Raw genomic sequence first — 15,375 nt, 5'->3', positions numbered from 1 at the left:
TGCAAGAAAAAGGCGACTGAACGGTCGCCGGACTTATGCGAGTCCTCAGCAGCTGTTGCAGCTGCGCAACAAGATATCGGGTTTATTCCTATTTCGGATGCGCTGATTGTCAAAAACTCTTCTCGACATTGCTGCACGTGATTGAAGTATTTGGCCCAAGGCTTAACAAACTCAAATCTCATCAGTAGTGGATCGCACAGCCGACAAGATTAATATTGGGTGGGCGATTCTGCGTATCTGGTCACCAGGCTTCAAGGTCACCCACGGCTTTTCCAAAGGCCTTCCGTCGCGTTTCGCAAGAGGCCGGAGAGCTGCCGGAAGGTGCTTCTCACGACGCGTGTGCGATTCGGCCCGGGTCTTGCAATTTCTTTGAACGCGAGGTCAGCTCATTGCCCCAACTCCCAGGGACGCGTCACCGCACGCAGCTTGCTAGTCTAGAGCACGAGCATGGTTGCCAGCCCCAACATCAGGCCCATGCCTACAATATCGGTCACGGTGGTGAGGAAGATCGCCGAGGCGACCGCCGGATCGGCGCCTACCCGGCGCAGGCCCAACGGGATCAGCACGCCGGAGATGCCGGACATGAGGCACGATCCGGACATGGCAAGCAGGATCACAAGTGCCAGCATCGGCGCCTGCGCCGCCGACGCCGGTTGCCTCGAGGCATAGAACCACATCGCCGCAGCCGCAACAACGCCGACGAGCGCGCCGTTGGCGGCCGCGAGCGCGCCCTCTCTCATCACCAAGTGCAGCTTCGGTCGTTTGTCCACATCCCCCAGGGCAAGGCCACGCAGCGTCATAGCCAGTGCCTGGCAGCCGGTGTTTCCGCTCTGCCCGGCCAAGACTGGGAGAAACGCCGCCAGAGCGACGATCTTCTCGATCGTGCCTGTGAACGAACTGACCACGAATGCGGCCATGAAGGCCGTCAGGAGATTCAACTGCAGCCACGGATGACGCTTCAGGAAGGCTGAAAACAGCGGCGTAAAAGAGCGCTCCTCCTTCTGGAGGCCTACCATCTGTCCAGACTGGGCGGAAATCTCGATGATTTGCTGCTCGAACAATCGCCAGCCGCGAACCTGCCCGAGCAGCCGGTTCTCCGCATCCACCACCGGATAGACAGGATAGTGACGCCGTACCGCCGCTTTGCATGCGTTACTCAAAGAGAGACCGACATCAAGAGCGAACGGCCTGGGCAGCATGATGTGATCGACAATCGCATCGGGTTCGCTCAGCATCAGATCGCGCAGGACCGCCAGCCCAACCAGTCTATTGCCCTCGTCCGTGACGTAGAGATAAGTGAGCTCGGTCGGCACCTGGGCGCCTCTGACAGCTTCCACCGCGGCAGCAACCGTCGTCCCGACAGGAACGCTGGCGGGGATCGGGTCCATCACGTCGACGAGCGACTCGGGGATCGCGAAACCCATCTCACCGTCATGAGAGCTGATGGGCCGCATATGCAGTGGCAAATGCTCGGCCACCTTACGGGCGTGCCCGTCCGGCAACAGCTTTAGTGTGTCGCGGATGAACTCGGGAGACTCTCTAGCGAGCAATTCAGCTGCGTCATCAGGTGCTCGAGCACGCAGCGTGCGCACCAACTTCTGAACGCCGGTCTCTTCGTTCATTTGCTATGGCCCCCCAATTGGAAAGTGAAAAAGTTGTGAAGTATCGGATCGCACCGGGGCGGAAATACGACAGCTTCTTCCGGCCCCAGCAGTCCGCTTTGTGGTTGTCGCAAGCGCCGCCTGCACACTCCTAGCTTGAGAAGGCAAAGCAGACGTCTACATTTTGGGCGTGCCTTCGGTCAGGTCAGCATGGGAGTGTCCGCGCTACTTCCCTCGCTTTTCAATCTTTAGATTTGGGAGGTCGGGTCGCTTGGATACCACACCGGCCTCCTTCAAGGCTGTGTATCCAACCTTTTTGAGGAGCTTCTCTGTTTTGGCGCGCTCCTTGTCCAGAGCGGTACTACCTTTGACCTTGGGCATCCGTCCTCCATTTGGTCGTTGTCGTTCGCCGGTAAATGAGATTGCCGGAAATGTCCCGCAGTGTCGTGCTTTGACCCGCGGCCGAGGACTGCATTGAGGCGCATTGCCGCCCGGCAGCCTTTGGGCGGGAAGCGGACGGGCGGGCTATTCCTGCTGGAATTGACAGGGCCAATTTTCTGGCCTCGTCATGCCAGAAGGCAACTCGGTCCGGGCGTCCCCGCAAGCCATGTTGAGCTGCCACTGGGACAGACCCGCCGAATTGGATAGATCGAGGCCCTCGATACGGGTCAGAAAGAAAAAAGCGCCCTCAAAGTCTATCGGTGCGGTGAACTTCGCTCCTCGGAAGTCCGCCCGCGCGAGATTGGCAAACGAAAAGTGGCTGCCGCTGATATCGGCGTCATGGAACTGCGCACGCCCCAATTCCGCCTTTGTGAAATCAACATTGACCAGATTGGCGTCCTGGAAATTCGAGCGCTGCACTTCCGCGCCCGCAAACACAGCGCCCTGCGCGTCCATATGGCTGAAGTCGGTCCTGTAAGCCTCGATTTTGTCGAACCGGGCGCCTTTGGCGGTCGAGCCGGCCAGGGAAGCGCGCACAAGCGTTGCCTTCTCAAAATTTGCCGCAAGGAGATTGCTGTTCCTGAGGTCGGTCGAAGTGAAATCAACACCGAACAGGTTTGCCCCGCTCAGGTCCTGTCCTTCTAGGATGAGAAGCTTTTTGTCACACTCCTGCCAATTGACGCCAGGCGTCGCGGCTGCGTAGCAATCTTGAGCGGCGGTGGCGTTTTGCCAAGCCAATACAGTGCAAACCGCCAGAACCAAGCCGGATCCGCCGTAAGCTCTGGTTCGTCTCAAAGTCATTGTTGCTGGACCCCTCTGCTACTCGTCGACAATCAGCCTTACCACATCTGCTGACACTCGAGCCACGGTAACGACCGCCGTCACAGTTTGCGCATCAACGAACCGCCGATAGCCAGCGGCAGCTTGCGGAAATTATCGAGAGTGGGGAAAGGCTTTGACGGCAGAGTGCCTTTTCGCGGATGCGCATGAGCGCCTCAAGTGCACGAACGAGGAGCGTGAGCAGCGCCTGGAGGAGCGTCTGACGCTCGCGAAGGAAATGACGGGGAGCGTAGATCCGTTGGATTTCATAGTTCGCCAAGCCGTTTCTCTCGTATTCTCTCGTATGGTCTGGCGAACCAAAGGACCAAGAAGACAACTAGTTTCATGCGAGCTGTATTTGACCATGGTAATATGAGCGCTGCCGCATTTGGCCGGAAGCTGACTGGCCGCTTCTGGCGCAAAACGATAACGGATGTTTAACCTGGTCTGGTTCAAGCACCGTTGTCGGGTTCAAATCGCGTGACCACGCCAATGGTACTCCAGTATGGCGCTTCGGAACCTCCAGGTTGCGGGGCCTTGTGATCGCAAGTAAACAGTCGCGGAATTTGGTCACACGAAATGGCCAATCACCGGTTTCGAACGTCCGCAATTCGTGGCGTGAACGATATATTGCACACCTACGGGACCTTACTGACCGATGCCGGCCTGCTCGCCTGTAGGCTGGCGAGGAGCGGCCTGGGGAGTCTCTGGGCCGGCGTCGGTCACCGCTGGCTACGCTGTTGCCTGCGGAAGCTGACAGTCATTGTGATGAGGGCAATTTGCCCACCATCGTCGTCAAACTGCGCGGCGCCGTGAATGACCTACTGCATTCCGCGGAGGGAATTCACGTCGGCGCAGAACTCGGCGTAGGGCTTGCTCATTGCCGCGTCATTGCATTCGCGCAAGATCATTTCGCGCATGGCCTTAGGCTTGGCCATGAAGACCGCCTCCCGGCCTGGTCGGGCGGAGCCGGCGACTTTTTCTGTTCGCCGAAATCGTCAAGCACGCCCCTGCTGGGGCGAAGCTTTCTAAAGCACGTCCGACCACATATTTTAGGAGGGCGCCACCAACGCTCTACCAATCACGGTTCGGAACACTGCCGAAATAACCGTTAGTCGGCGCTAATGTTTCGGTCTGGACTCGCTACCGCTTTGGAAGCATTCTGCACTCGGGGGAGAGGGCGTGGGCAGAGTCCAGCGTCATCAAGGTGCGGATCAGGCCGACCGCTGGCGCAAGAACGCAAAGGGGCGGTGGATGTGGCGACGGCAATATCTGCCGGCGCTGGTGATGGTTCCCTGACCGGCTCATCCCAGCTGGCTGGCTGAGTGGCACCCGCACGGCCGGCGCGGGGAGCTGCGATATCAAGGGCAACATTTCCACCAGTACCGACGAGCGATTTATCACGTTCCAGGGCAGGAGCATTACTGGAAGACGACGATCAGATTCAGTACAGCGAGCGCTGGCTGTGCAGCGAGGCAGAGGCATGGGCCGCCGGCTGGCGCAAAGCAAGGCGGTAGCGCGGTAGCCACCACCATGTGCAGGCCCGCCAGCCCGTCATCATGGTCCGAACCTGATCGCACCCGCCGACCTTGGTCTCAACGTCGTTGATTGGCACTGCCACGCGGCTTTCCTTCATTCGCATGGTTCGCAGACATTAGCATGATCGCATACTCTCATCATCCGGCGTCGTCTCCCTCACAAAGCAGCGCCGGTAAGGCTCGGCGCCCTTCTTGTTTGTCCCGTGTGCCAAAGGAGGTCGCCGGGCCTGCCGTTGCTCATCTTTGCGGGTTGCTCCTGATGGCTCCGCTTGGCGCCGTGGCCCTGCGTCTTCCTTCAGGTAAGGCCGGCGAGGCGCTTGTCAGACGGCCTGGCATGTAGAATTATGGTCCTCGTTGCGGCGACGCCCTCAATGGAGAGCGCCAATGGCCAGAACAAACCTTCCGAACAGCTTTCCCGGGCTGAAATCGAGCGCCTGGCGGCAGCCGAAGCGCTGCACAAGAGCATCGCCGGGCCGCTCCTGGCGTACCACAGGGAGCACTGCCAAGCTCTACGTAAGGTCCATGGACCCCTGTTGAAGTCGATCGAGACCATCACCGGCCAGAGGGCGAAGTTCATCCAGTGGAACGGGACAGGACCGGCACAGCCCCGGAGAAGCCTCCGGGCTGGTTCTCCTCGCGCAACTCTCGCGCCGCATCACCTCTAAGAGCAGTTCGAAGACGCTTTCGATTTCGCCGTTGATTTGGTCGGCAGGGATGCCAGGCTTCTCGGCCGCCGTCGTCAATTGGTCTGCTAAGTCGCTGGCGGCGATCGGATCGCCCCGCGTCACAATCGCGGCGCGGAGGGGTTTTATTAGCTCCCCCTCATCTTGACGCCGGCGCCGGCTGCTCCAAAGTCTTGGGCATGGCTCGGGGAAGTATCAAAGTTGGCGACGAGGTCGCAGTCACGGCGATTGTGCGCGGCCGGGTGACGCCCGATCGCATGAGCGTGACGATCCCCTCCTACGACTTCCCGCATTCTGTTGTCGATTCGGCTTCGAAGGCTGTGATTGGCCAGCATATGGAATTGATCGGCCCTATACACGCATCGACGGGAACAAGGTAACCGTCAGCCTCCGGCCATTGGTGACTGTCGAGGCCGAGCACGTGCGCCTGGTCGAAAGCCACGTGGCGCTTCCGCGAGCGCGAAAAAGGCCGCTCGTTGACAAAGTTTAACTTGCCTGCCCCCCAAGGAACGGCCAGTGAAACTTTCCCCATCACATCGGCTCTGGTCGCCTCCCGCTAGCTGCCGGCGCGTTGCGATATCGGCGCAGTAGATGGGTCGGCATTTTCCGAACTTTCCGCCATGTCGTCGCGATGACGTTGGCGAAGGCGCTTCAGCAAATCGCGTGAGGCTTGAATCGCCCTGCGCGATTGATCCATTTCTGGCGAAACGTGGCGCGTTCCTCCATGGACTTCTGCCACTTCAGCAAGGTAGCCGTAGTCGCAGTGGCCGCTTGAGCGATATCTATGGGCGCTGCAACCATCGCATCCTCCCAAAAAAGGCAATGGTAAACGCAATCTTTATAGGCCCGCCGAAACCCTTTCTTCAATCAAAAACGAACATACGGCACGTGGCAAAATGGCTATTCGTCGGGCCGCTCGACGGCGGCTTCGTCGACCTCGGCCTCCATCTCGTCGTTGACGGTTTTGGTCTTGCCAAAACCGTCCATCGCCACACCGTCAAAGCCCTGCAGCCATGCTTCCGCATATTCCTGCCAGTAATGGCACCTCACGCTCCTTGCCATCCTTGCGCGACTGCGCACCGTACATCCATGCATAGGTGACGCGCTCCTGGTCCTTTTTAGCTACGGCCATTTCCGTTCTTCTCCCGGAAATCCAGCAGCCTTGCGTGCCGCAGCTTCTCTTCGCCTTTGAGGGTCTCGACCCAGCCAACCAGTCCGGGCTTCAGCCACTCGGCCTTTTCCTTTTTATGTCCCTTCGGGACCGGGCCGCCAACCTTGCCCTGGACACGATCCCAAAGCGCTTGCCGCTCAGCGGCATTGAAGTTGACGAGTGCGCCGCCTTTGTAGAGGCCCTTTTCAGCCATGATCACCTGGGTAGCTTTGCCGCGCTCGCGCTGTGCACCGATGATTTGCATTTCCTTTTCCTCAAAGCACTTGATCTTGCGCCAAGCGCTCGTTTGCCGCTGCGATATGGACTGCCCCTCGAGCTTCGAGACCATGCCTTCTAGCCCGTCTCGTCGACCAGGTGGCAAACGGCGTCACCAGTGCGGCATCGCTCCTCTGAATTGAATGCGCCCGCCGGCAGGGATCATTTCGTGCAGGATCGCCGCGATCTTCGGTCGGCATCCCGCGCAGGTCATGATGCGTGGAACCCTGCCGGTTGCTGACCGTTCTCCGTCAATGGAAGCCCCGAACCAACAGAGCCAAACGATCCTCGTGGTTGACGGCGACGTCATCGCCCGATGCGTCATCGCGGACTATCTCCGCCACTGTGGCTACAGGGTGATTGAGGCCCATTTCGCACGTGAGGCGCAACAAGCGTTGAACTATGCGGAGTTCGGTGTGGACACCGTCTTGTGTGACGTTGACCTGCCGGGCAACATGAACGGGTTCCAACTGTCGAAGTGGGTTCGCGAGAACAAGCCCGAGGTCAAAATAGTGCTTTCTGCCGCAGTAGAACGAACTGCGATCGCGGCGGGCGACCTCTGTCAGGAAGGCCCGCACCTTGCGAAGCCGTATGAGCCGGCCAACGTAGTGGACCATATCAGGCGACTGCAGCGTGTTTGGAGCTTACGATCCAGGAACCCTGGTGCAAAGCGCAATTGATCTCTGTCCAGACGCCGAGAGGCTCGTCTGCATACCAATGGTGATTTAGCCCTGCGAACTGGACGCCGCTCAAAGGAAGAACGGCGTATAAGCCGCAGTCCTGCGTGCGGCCGCAACAGTGGACGGTTGTTGCGCGCAGGACGGAGGAAATTCGCCTTCCTGCCGCGGGCGGTGAACGGGATACCGTAGGAGCGTCAGCATAGCGCCGGCCACAGAACGGGACGCGGCACCGACTGTCCCCGTCCGGTAGTCCGCATGTTTTGTCGAAGCCGACCGGCTGAGATCGTGCGCATTTTGGTTCTCGGCGGCACGGCCGCTGATCGGCGATGATGCGAGGACCGAGTTGCCCGGAAGAAATCGATCTGGTCTTGCACCTTTTTTGCTTCCTCATTCGCGGGGCAGCTTGTGATTTTCCAGCCTGACAGACCCTCCCCTGTCTATAAGAAATTTCCCGACGCATGAGCGCACGTCCAACACAGTGCGGGCTCCAATGCTCACCGGCAGCGCGAGAATGGTAACCACCTACCTTGAGGGGAGCGCCACGTGCGTAATCAACGATGCAGGCGCTGCCAACCTCGGCGTCCCCGGGAATAGCAGGCTTATAAATAAATATATCGTTGATCAACGCTATCGGCGCAGCCGCCGGGAGATGGACAGACCGCGTTCCAGCTAGGGCGATCGATGTTCCAGGCTAAAGGCATTGGCATGCCCGAATTAGAAAAAAGACCTGAATCCCGTAAAGCAGCAACAAAATGCCGAAAGCTATCCAGAAGCCGGGTCGCGTAAGCAATGCCAGATCTTTTCTTAGCTGCTCCATTCACATCAACTAACACGGCCAAGCGTCGTTCCCGTCCGCTGGGGACAAATTTCAACTAAGCTAATAGGCTTCGTCGCATAATGGCCGCGCCACTGCGGATCGAGACACCTCAGCGCCCCGCATGAGCACGCGCAACTCGATCGGAGGCGCAAGGAGAAAGTTCGGAACGGTTCCAAGAACCCCAAGCAAATTGAGCGCCGCAGCGGACGATAAGGTTCACGCATATCCCGGCGAACATCCGCACAGCAATGGTCAACATCAACGGCAGAAGGGCGTCCGAAAAGAAACGCATCTCTGCGTCACCGCCTCATCGAGAGTCACCGCTGCGGCATCTTGAATAAAGGTCGGCGATCCGAAGAGCATGCATTGCGCAAGATTTTCCAAATGACCTGATGCCGAGACCGGCCCAAGCGTCCACCCTAGCCTCCAGCCGGTCATTGCATGAGACTTCGACAGGCTGTTCACAATTATCGTCCGCTCTCTCATTCCGGGAATGGATGCTATTGAGGGAACTCGCCGTCGAACACTGTGCTGCGGTAAACCTCATCGCTGATGATCCATAGATTGTGCCGCTCGGCAAATGTGGCAATTGTTTCCAGATCGTCCCTGCCGAACTCATATCCGCCGAAATTGTTTGGGGAATTCAGCAAGATCGCCCGCGTTCGATCTCCTACCGCTGCACTGAGAATGTACTCGGATATTTTCTGTCGTGCATTTTGCAGCGATTGTTTGACGGGTCGGACCACTGCTCCACCGGCGCGTATTGCCGCTTCGTATGTAGATACCAAGGCTCAAGGCAAAGCACCTCGTCGCCAGCTCCGGCAACGGAAGCTTAGTGTGATTGGGCGGCCAGGCGGCCGGTCCCCAATTCGTTCGAATGATGCGCTTGCCTCGCCAAGGTCGCATGGTGAGTCAGCCGGCAAACCAAAACACTCAACCGCCGGTTAGGCCCGGCCGCCTGATGCGCCCCACAAGAGGCTGTGCCGGGCCGTTCGTCGGGGCTTCTGCACCTGAGCGTTAATGTGCCCAGGCAACACACCATCGACGCCAAGACGATGGCAAGAAGGGGAGTCGCGCAGTCCTCAAGAATAAGTCAGCAGGCACCTAGACCGATGTAGGGCCTTCCAATCGCAGCTCTCGGCTCCTCGCGGCGCCGGCGCCCTGGCATCGTTTGATTGAACGAAGACGCTGAGTTGAGCTCTCGATACAAAAGCATCTCAGTCCTCGTGCCTCAATGGTTCCGGGCATGCGGCTGCAGGGGATGAAGTCATGAAGTTCAGGGATTTGATCAGACGCGCCGAGGACAATGTGGAGAGGTCGTTCGACGATCTCGAAGCTGACTTGGCTAACGCTGTCGACCAGTGCCTCGATTTGGAGGATGTCGCCGACGTGCCAAACACGGCAGGCGACAACAACGAACAGGATGACAGCGTACCAAGCGAGGACGGTGCCGGCGACGACGATGATAGCTCGCCGATACCAGCGCATCGGATGACCTCACATACGCAGAGCCGAATTGCTGCCGTGAGCTCGTTTAACGGCTTGTTCCACGATGCCAAGCTCCATTTCGAGGAGATCAACGCAAAAATCTCCGAAATTACAAGCACATGTCAACTGACGTTCGAGTTTTTTCACATCCTTCACGCGGACATTCTCCGTGCCAACGAACTGGAGTTGGCGAATCAAAATCTGATCGCAGATCAAAGGAACTTGTCGGAAACACTCAATGACCTGAACAGACGGTACTGTGAGCGTCAAGGCACCGTCGAGACATTGCAGCAGCGCCAGGCAAGCCTTGTTCAGGAGTGTGAAGTGCTCCGTGGCGCGTTGGCCGCGGCAAGGCTGGAGCTGGTCGAAGCGGCGAACACCACCACAAAGAACGAAGCGGAATTTGGCGACCTCACGAACATGCTTGCCGCCGCAAATGTCGAGGCCGACAGGCGCTCCCGAGAGAACAAACAGCTGCGTGAAAAGAATGTGAGCCTGTCTATTGACCTGGAAAAGGCCATGAAGCGGGAGGAAGAGGCACGGCATAGGCTGGATGCCTTCTCCACGATCCATGCCAACGAAGCTGCGCGAAATTCCGAAATGCTGAGTGCGCTCGGCAAGAGCGAAAAAGAGGCAATCAAATTGCACACCTCACTCGAGGTTGCGCAGGCGAAGCTATGGGAGGTGACCGAAGCAGCCAGGATTATGCAGGCGGACATGGATGGCGAGCTTAAACGCTGCCAGGCTGAGAACCGAGGATTGCGCTCAGAAATTCAAAGTCTCCAATCGCGCTTCGAACTCGCCTCAAACGCAAACAACGAGGCCGCGGCCGAGATCGCCAGGCTCCAGCTACAATGGAGCGACGCCCTGGCCGAAAAACAGGTGACCGACGAAAGGTTGGCCGCACTCACCGAGGAGGCCGAAACCAACAAGGTGAACCTTTCCAAGATCGCCGCAGATTTTGCACAGCTGTCCATGCAGCAGGCGTCCGATCAGATTGAACTCGATGTGAGACGGCAGGAATGCGAGGACTTGCGGGTCGAGATTGCCTCGGTCAATGCTCGGGTCAGGGAATTGCTGCCCTACAAGAGGTCGCATGGAAGCGCGAACGCCTTGCCGCATACATCTGACGTGGCAAATGTAGCGGTGACTGCAGACCGAACGGTGCATGCCGCACGCCGTGTCCGCCGCAGGGCCCTCGCCGCGTCGTAGGAGCAAAGAACCTCTCCTCGTGAGGCAATTGCCCATGTCGATGATCGTGGAACGGTATGCGCTGTTTGTTGCGCAAAAGATGACAGGACACTAACGCTGTTGTCGGGGCAGGACTTGGTGAGGCGGCCAGGAAAATCCTGTTGGGGCATCCTTGTAGCCGGGACAATGTCCCAGACGAGCCTCGCGCGTCGGCCGCAGGCGTCACCCCTGTTGGCATCACGTCGCCTACCCTAATATGTCAGCAAGCACGCCTGCCGTGTTCCCGCGGTCGACCGCTCACAGCCGCCATGTCATTCCCGGAAAGCCCTCGACATCTGGTCGGTAAGCGGCTTCAGCAGATAAGACCAGACGCTGTGTTCGTCCGTACTTATGTGAACCTCCGCTGGCATACCGGGTTTGAGCACTTTGGCATCGGTCAGACAGGTGGACTTGTCTTCGACATTGATGCGCGCCGAGAAATAAGAAAGCTGGCGCTGTTGATCTTTTATCAGGTCCGCCGAGATGCGCTTGACAGACCCTTGGCAGGCAGGCGTGGTGCCGGCGTCGAAAGCCGGAAACCGGATCGAGACCCGCTGACCTGGACGAACGTCATCTATGCGCGACGGCGCAATCAGCGCGTCGACGACAAGGTTGCCGGTGTCAGGGACAATCATCATGAGAACCTCGCCCGCGGCAATCACGCCGCCGATCGTGTGAATGGAAGATTCCTGTACCGTTCCCGATTGCGGAGCGCGGATGGTGGTTTTGGCCAGTTCGTCCTGTGCCACAACCTTACGCTCGCTGAGTTCGGTTTGCTTGGCTTCCGTTTCACGAAGTTCGCTCGTCACGTCACTACGCCTTTGTTCATCGAGCTGAAGAATCTGCAATTCGGTCTCGCTGATCCGGGCCTGCGCCTCGGCAACTGCCGCCGCGAGGCGCCCTGATTCTCCGTGCGCCCGGGTGGCATCCAGTCTGATGTTGCTAAGTCGCTCTTTGGACACCAGTTTCTTTGTAAAAAGCGCCTGTACATCGACAAGATCGCCATCCAGCAGGACCACGGATTGTTCTTCCGCGGTCTGTTGCGCCTTGAGGCCCTCAACTTGGCGTTCGAGTTGCTTTGAGCGGCTTTGCAACTGTGCCTTCTGCCCCTTGAGGGCCGTAGCGCGGCTGTCGAACAGCGTGCGCTCACCGTTCACCAGCGCAGCCAGCTCCGGCTCGCCCATTCGCGCTTGAAGGCTGAACGGAAGCTGCATCTCCGACAGGCCTTGCCGCTCTGCCTCCAGCCGCACAAGCCGAACCGTTGCCCGATCAAGATCCTTGCTAATTATCTGCAGATTGGCCCGTGTCAGCGTGTCGTCCAATCGTGCCATCACATCGCCGGCCCGTACATGATCCCCATCTTGCGCGAAGATGCCCCCTATCGTGCCGCCCGTCAGATGCTGGACCTTCTTTATGTTGCTCTCGATCACCACGGTCGCCGGCGCAATTACCGCGCCAGCAATCTTGGTCAGTCCGAGCCAGAGCCCGCCGCCGGCAAGCAACATAACCGTGACCGCCGCACCCAGGATCAGGTTGGCCCCGATTCCATCGCGCGTGCCCGAAATCATCGCGTTGCGCCGGCTCCCATTGCCGATCGGGGCCGATGGAGCCATCGTCGCCTCAGACAAAAAAATATTCCTCATGCGTGACCGCTCACCCCTTTGTGCATCGCGACGGCCGCTGCCGGGCGTTCAACAGGCGCAGCAAAGGGGCGGATGACGTTGGCCAGGACCTCCTCGCGTGAGCCGAAGGCGTGAAGCATCCCATTGGACATTACGAGTACCCTGTCGATGTTGGTAAGGGCAGAAGGACGGTGCGCAACTACGATGACGATGCCTCCACGTCTGCGCACTGCCAGGATCGCGCCGGCCAAGGCGGTATCGCCATCGACGTCCAGATTTGAATTCGGCTCGTCCAGAACGACGAGAAACGGATCGCCGTAAAGTGCCCTGGCAAGCCCGACGAGTTGCCGCTGTCCAGCCGACAAGGCTGTTCCTCCCTCGCCCATGCGTGTTTGAAAACCGTTCGGCAATCGCAGGATCATTTTGTCGACGCCCGCTGCCTTGGCAGCTGCAAGCACGCCCTTGGCGTCGCCCTTCCCGCCAAATCGCGAAATGTTATCGGCAACCGTTCCATCAAACAGTTCGACGTCCTGGGGCAGGTAGCCAATATGTGCGCCAAGGTGTTCTTGGTCCCATTGGTCAAGCGAGGCGTCGTCCAGCCTCACCGTGCCGCGAAGTGGCTGCCAGACGCCCACCAGCGCGCGCACAAGCGTGCTTTTGCCAGAACCGCTCGGGCCGACAACGGCCATTCCCGTCCCTGCAGCCAGGCGGAAGCTGACATTGGCTACCGTCGGTTTTTGCTGGCCCGGTGGCGCTATAGTCAGGTCCTCGACCGCAAGCTCCGCCTGGGGGCGCGGAAGTTCCATATGTTCGTCCCGGTCAGGAAAAGCGGCCAGGGCCGTTGCCAGTTGCGAATAGCTTTGCCGGAACGCGGCGAAGCCTCGCCAGTTCGCGATAGCGGCGTCAACAGGAGCCAATGAGCGGCCCAGCAAGATGGAGGATGCGATGATCACGCCTGGCGAGGCTTCGCCTCCTATCACCAGGTAGGCACCCAGTCCAAGAACGCAGGACTGCAAGGCCAAACGCAGTGCCCTAGAGAGTGCCCCGGTGGCGCCGACGACGTCGGAAAGCCTCTCTTGGTGCCGCAGATATGCGTTATTGATCTCGCCCCAGCGGTGGGCAAGCCGTGCGGAAAGGCCCATCGCGCGTACGACTTCCGCGTTGCGGCGTCCGGATTCGGCGAGATTGCGTTGCGACACCAGCGTCTCGGACGCGCGTGTCACCGATGTGCGGCCAAGAACTTCCGCCATGACCGTGAGCAGCACGACAATGATCGCACCGCTTGTGGACAACAGACCGAGCGCAGGATGCAGGAAATAGATGATCAGCAGGTAAAATGGAATCCACGGAGCGTCGAAGATGACAGTCGGCCCCATTCCGGAAAGGAAGCCGCGTAACTGATCGAGATCACGGAGGGGCTGTATCCGGTTCGCATCCTGCCCGCCAATGAGCGGCAAGGACAGTGAGAGGCCGAACACCCTCTGCTTCAAATTCCTATGGACACGATTGCCCACTCGAACCAGCAGGCGCAGCCGCACGAAATCCAGCAGCCCGTAGACAGTGTAAAGACCCAGCATTCCGATCGTGAACCCGACAAGCGTCGGAACGCTCTGCGAAGGTAAAACGCGATCGTAAATTTGCAGCATATAGACCGAGCCGGTCAGGGCGAGAAGGTTTATGACTGCCGAGAAGACGCCGACGCCTACCAGGCCAGGCACGGTCCCAAGCATTGCGCCTCGCAGATCCGACGAACTCCTTCCACCAGGGTTCATGGGTTTCGACCTCCCGTGAGAGATCGTTGCGCAAGCTCACTGGCCCCACTGGGCACGGACAATCTCTTGCTGTTCAGGAGCGTATCCCCTTAGCTTCTAATATTACGCCCCACTAACATGATTGGACTTTAGTCAAAATGTAGCAAAATCGTGGCGCTGACCCGAGAAACCCGGAACCCACATATTAAATCGGGGGAAAACTGCCGTTCCACCGTATTTAGACGGGCTTCATTGCCGGGCGAGCCACCCCAAGAAAACCGCTGCCTGCCGTTTTCGGGGCTTTCTCGGGATTTAGCGCTTCCTCGCAACAACCAGGAAGTGTTGCGCCAGCTGGCCAGGAACGCGAAGCCTTCTGCAGGCCTTCTCGACAGGCTGCATCATCATTTCACAGAACCCTGGCAACAGGTTTCCCGGCCGAGGCAGGTAACCGTACGGTATCGTCTGCTCGACGGTGAATCCCGAGGCAGTCAGGAGGGCCTTGAACCTCGCTGCGCTCAGCGTGTTGCGAATGGTGCGTCGAGACACTCGATTGAGCAGCCGGCACGCCAGGCCGACGGGCGACGTCGCATTCATGTGAACGTTGCACACAAGCCGCCCGCCATCTTTAAGGTGCTCATTGATCGCTTTCAGTGCATGCCATTTCAGTTCATCCTCTGCGTTCAGGAAAAAACGAAATGCGGTTACCACATCGAACGTCATACCCAACTGCTCCCTTGTCACGTCGACGTGACGCAAACTCACATTGGGCGGTACTTGAGCGCTGTCGAGCATAGTTCTGGAAACGTCGGCGCCAACCACCTCGCTGAAGAGGCCGGCGGCTACCTCGGCGATGCGGCCTGTTCCGCATGCGAAATCAAGGCAGTTTCGGCTCGCTCCGCTCAAGGGGCGAAGAACGTCGAGGATCAGCGGCTTTTCGATGTTCTCCCAAAGCGCGCCATAATAGCCGGAACTGTGCGTTTTGTTGTAATGTAGGCCGTAGCCGGGCGCGCAATGGCTGGTCCTGTAGCCGTCCGACACGAAGCCGCCCTGCGCATTGCTCTCCTTGCTAGACGTAAATTCCTGCCAATTTCCGGACTCACCGGCGCGCGACCTGGACCGCACAATTCGCGCTGACGGCATATGGAAAGCATAACTTGACGACTGCGTCACCTGATCCGCGTTCGTTGAGGGTGTCAGGGTCGCTCCCTGGTTGAAAATGCGCCTCACCTTGGATCTCCGTTCAGTTGGGTTCGCCCCCCCCGATAGAACAGTAAGCTCC

At 58.8% G+C, this 15,375-nt stretch carries 12 protein-coding genes; 2 read left to right on the top strand and 10 right to left on the bottom strand.

The features are described from left to right. Positions 1-434: 434 nt before the first annotated feature. From NLY33_RS14060 to NLY33_RS14030, 5 genes are all read right to left on the bottom strand, one after another. The gene (locus NLY33_RS14060) at positions 435-1,622 is read right to left on the bottom strand and encodes a magnesium transporter (RefSeq protein WP_023707691.1); all 1,188 of its coding nucleotides are present in this window, start codon (positions 1,620-1,622) and stop codon (positions 435-437) included. 504 nt (positions 1,623-2,126) lie between these two features. After that, positions 2,127-2,843 (bottom strand): pentapeptide repeat-containing protein, encoded by a 717-nt coding sequence (locus NLY33_RS14055; RefSeq protein ID WP_023704577.1) that lies wholly within the window; start codon positions 2,841-2,843, stop codon positions 2,127-2,129. 1,462 nt (positions 2,844-4,305) lie between these two features. Continuing rightward, positions 4,306-4,482 carry a hypothetical protein gene (locus NLY33_RS14045; RefSeq protein ID WP_156932541.1) on the bottom strand — a complete coding sequence of 59 codons (177 nt, stop codon included), beginning with the start codon at positions 4,480-4,482 and terminating at the stop codon, positions 4,306-4,308. 1,500 nt (positions 4,483-5,982) lie between these two features. Further along, on the bottom strand, positions 5,983-6,132 hold the full coding sequence (locus NLY33_RS14035; protein ID WP_245260474.1) for a hypothetical protein: 150 nt from the start codon (positions 6,130-6,132) through the stop codon (positions 5,983-5,985). Between the two features lie 68 nt (positions 6,133-6,200). After that, positions 6,201-6,581: an ATP-dependent DNA ligase gene (locus NLY33_RS14030; RefSeq protein ID WP_050590862.1), complete on the bottom strand. Its 381-nt coding sequence runs from the start codon at positions 6,579-6,581 to the stop codon at positions 6,201-6,203. A 70-nt stretch (positions 6,582-6,651) separates the two neighbouring features. Between NLY33_RS14030 and NLY33_RS14025 the strand changes: the two genes are divergently transcribed. After that, a complete protein-coding gene (locus NLY33_RS14025) occupies positions 6,652-7,188 on the top strand; it encodes a response regulator (RefSeq protein ID WP_245260964.1) in 537 nt (178 codons plus the stop codon). 1,075 nt (positions 7,189-8,263) lie between these two features. Here NLY33_RS14025 and NLY33_RS29485 read toward each other — a convergent pair. Both NLY33_RS29485 and NLY33_RS29480 read right to left on the bottom strand, forming a co-directional pair. Next, the gene (locus tag NLY33_RS29485; RefSeq protein ID WP_084013534.1) at positions 8,264-8,491 is read right to left on the bottom strand and encodes an aminotransferase class I/II-fold pyridoxal phosphate-dependent enzyme; all 228 of its coding nucleotides are present in this window, start codon (positions 8,489-8,491) and stop codon (positions 8,264-8,266) included. A 14-nt stretch (positions 8,492-8,505) separates the two neighbouring features. Then, positions 8,506-8,793 (bottom strand): aminotransferase class I/II-fold pyridoxal phosphate-dependent enzyme, encoded by a 288-nt coding sequence (locus tag NLY33_RS29480; protein ID WP_084013535.1) that lies wholly within the window; start codon positions 8,791-8,793, stop codon positions 8,506-8,508. A 481-nt stretch (positions 8,794-9,274) separates the two neighbouring features. On the opposite strand from NLY33_RS29480, the gene NLY33_RS14020 reads away from it, so the two are divergent. Beyond that, complete coding sequence (locus tag NLY33_RS14020) at positions 9,275-10,705, top strand: coiled-coil domain-containing protein (RefSeq protein WP_023706599.1); 1,431 nt, start codon at positions 9,275-9,277, stop codon at positions 10,703-10,705. A 290-nt stretch (positions 10,706-10,995) separates the two neighbouring features. On the opposite strand, the gene NLY33_RS14015 is transcribed toward NLY33_RS14020, so the two are convergent. From NLY33_RS14015 to NLY33_RS14005, 3 genes are all read right to left on the bottom strand, one after another. Continuing rightward, entirely contained in the window at positions 10,996-12,291 is a 1,296-nt protein-coding gene (locus NLY33_RS14015; RefSeq protein ID WP_348524481.1) for an HlyD family type I secretion periplasmic adaptor subunit, read from the bottom strand. A gap of 71 nt (positions 12,292-12,362) precedes the next feature. Further along, complete coding sequence (locus NLY33_RS14010; protein WP_023706597.1) at positions 12,363-14,075, bottom strand: type I secretion system permease/ATPase; 1,713 nt, start codon at positions 14,073-14,075, stop codon at positions 12,363-12,365. A 333-nt stretch (positions 14,076-14,408) separates the two neighbouring features. Further along, on the bottom strand, positions 14,409-15,323 hold the full coding sequence (locus tag NLY33_RS14005; protein ID WP_023706596.1) for a class I SAM-dependent methyltransferase: 915 nt from the start codon (positions 15,321-15,323) through the stop codon (positions 14,409-14,411). Positions 15,324-15,375 lie beyond the last annotated feature (52 nt).

It is taken from the genome of Mesorhizobium sp. C432A, assembly GCF_030323145.1.
Lineage (GTDB): Bacteria > Pseudomonadota > Alphaproteobacteria > Rhizobiales > Rhizobiaceae > Mesorhizobium.
The sequence above is the reverse complement of the archived record's forward strand: the minus strand, read 5'-3'. Positions and strand labels throughout refer to the sequence as shown.

Coding starts and splice junctions, on each gene's coding strand:
- NLY33_RS14060 (WP_023707691.1), bottom strand. CDS start 1,622: ATGAACGAAGAGACCGGCGTTCAGAAGTTGGTGCGCACGCTGCGTGCT.
- NLY33_RS14055 (WP_023704577.1), bottom strand. CDS start 2,843: ATGACTTTGAGACGAACCAGAGCTTACGGCGGATCCGGCTTGGTTCTG.
- NLY33_RS14030 (WP_050590862.1), bottom strand. CDS start 6,581: ATGGTCTCGAAGCTCGAGGGGCAGTCCATATCGCAGCGGCAAACGAGC.
- NLY33_RS14025 (WP_245260964.1), top strand. CDS start 6,652: ATGCGCCCGCCGGCAGGGATCATTTCGTGCAGGATCGCCGCGATCTTC.
- NLY33_RS29485 (WP_084013534.1), bottom strand. CDS start 8,491: ATGAGAGAGCGGACGATAATTGTGAACAGCCTGTCGAAGTCTCATGCA.
- NLY33_RS14020 (WP_023706599.1), top strand. CDS start 9,275: ATGAAGTTCAGGGATTTGATCAGACGCGCCGAGGACAATGTGGAGAGG.
- NLY33_RS14015 (WP_348524481.1), bottom strand. CDS start 12,291: ATGATTTCGGGCACGCGCGATGGAATCGGGGCCAACCTGATCCTGGGT.
- NLY33_RS14010 (WP_023706597.1), bottom strand. CDS start 14,075: ATGCTTGGGACCGTGCCTGGCCTGGTAGGCGTCGGCGTCTTCTCGGCA.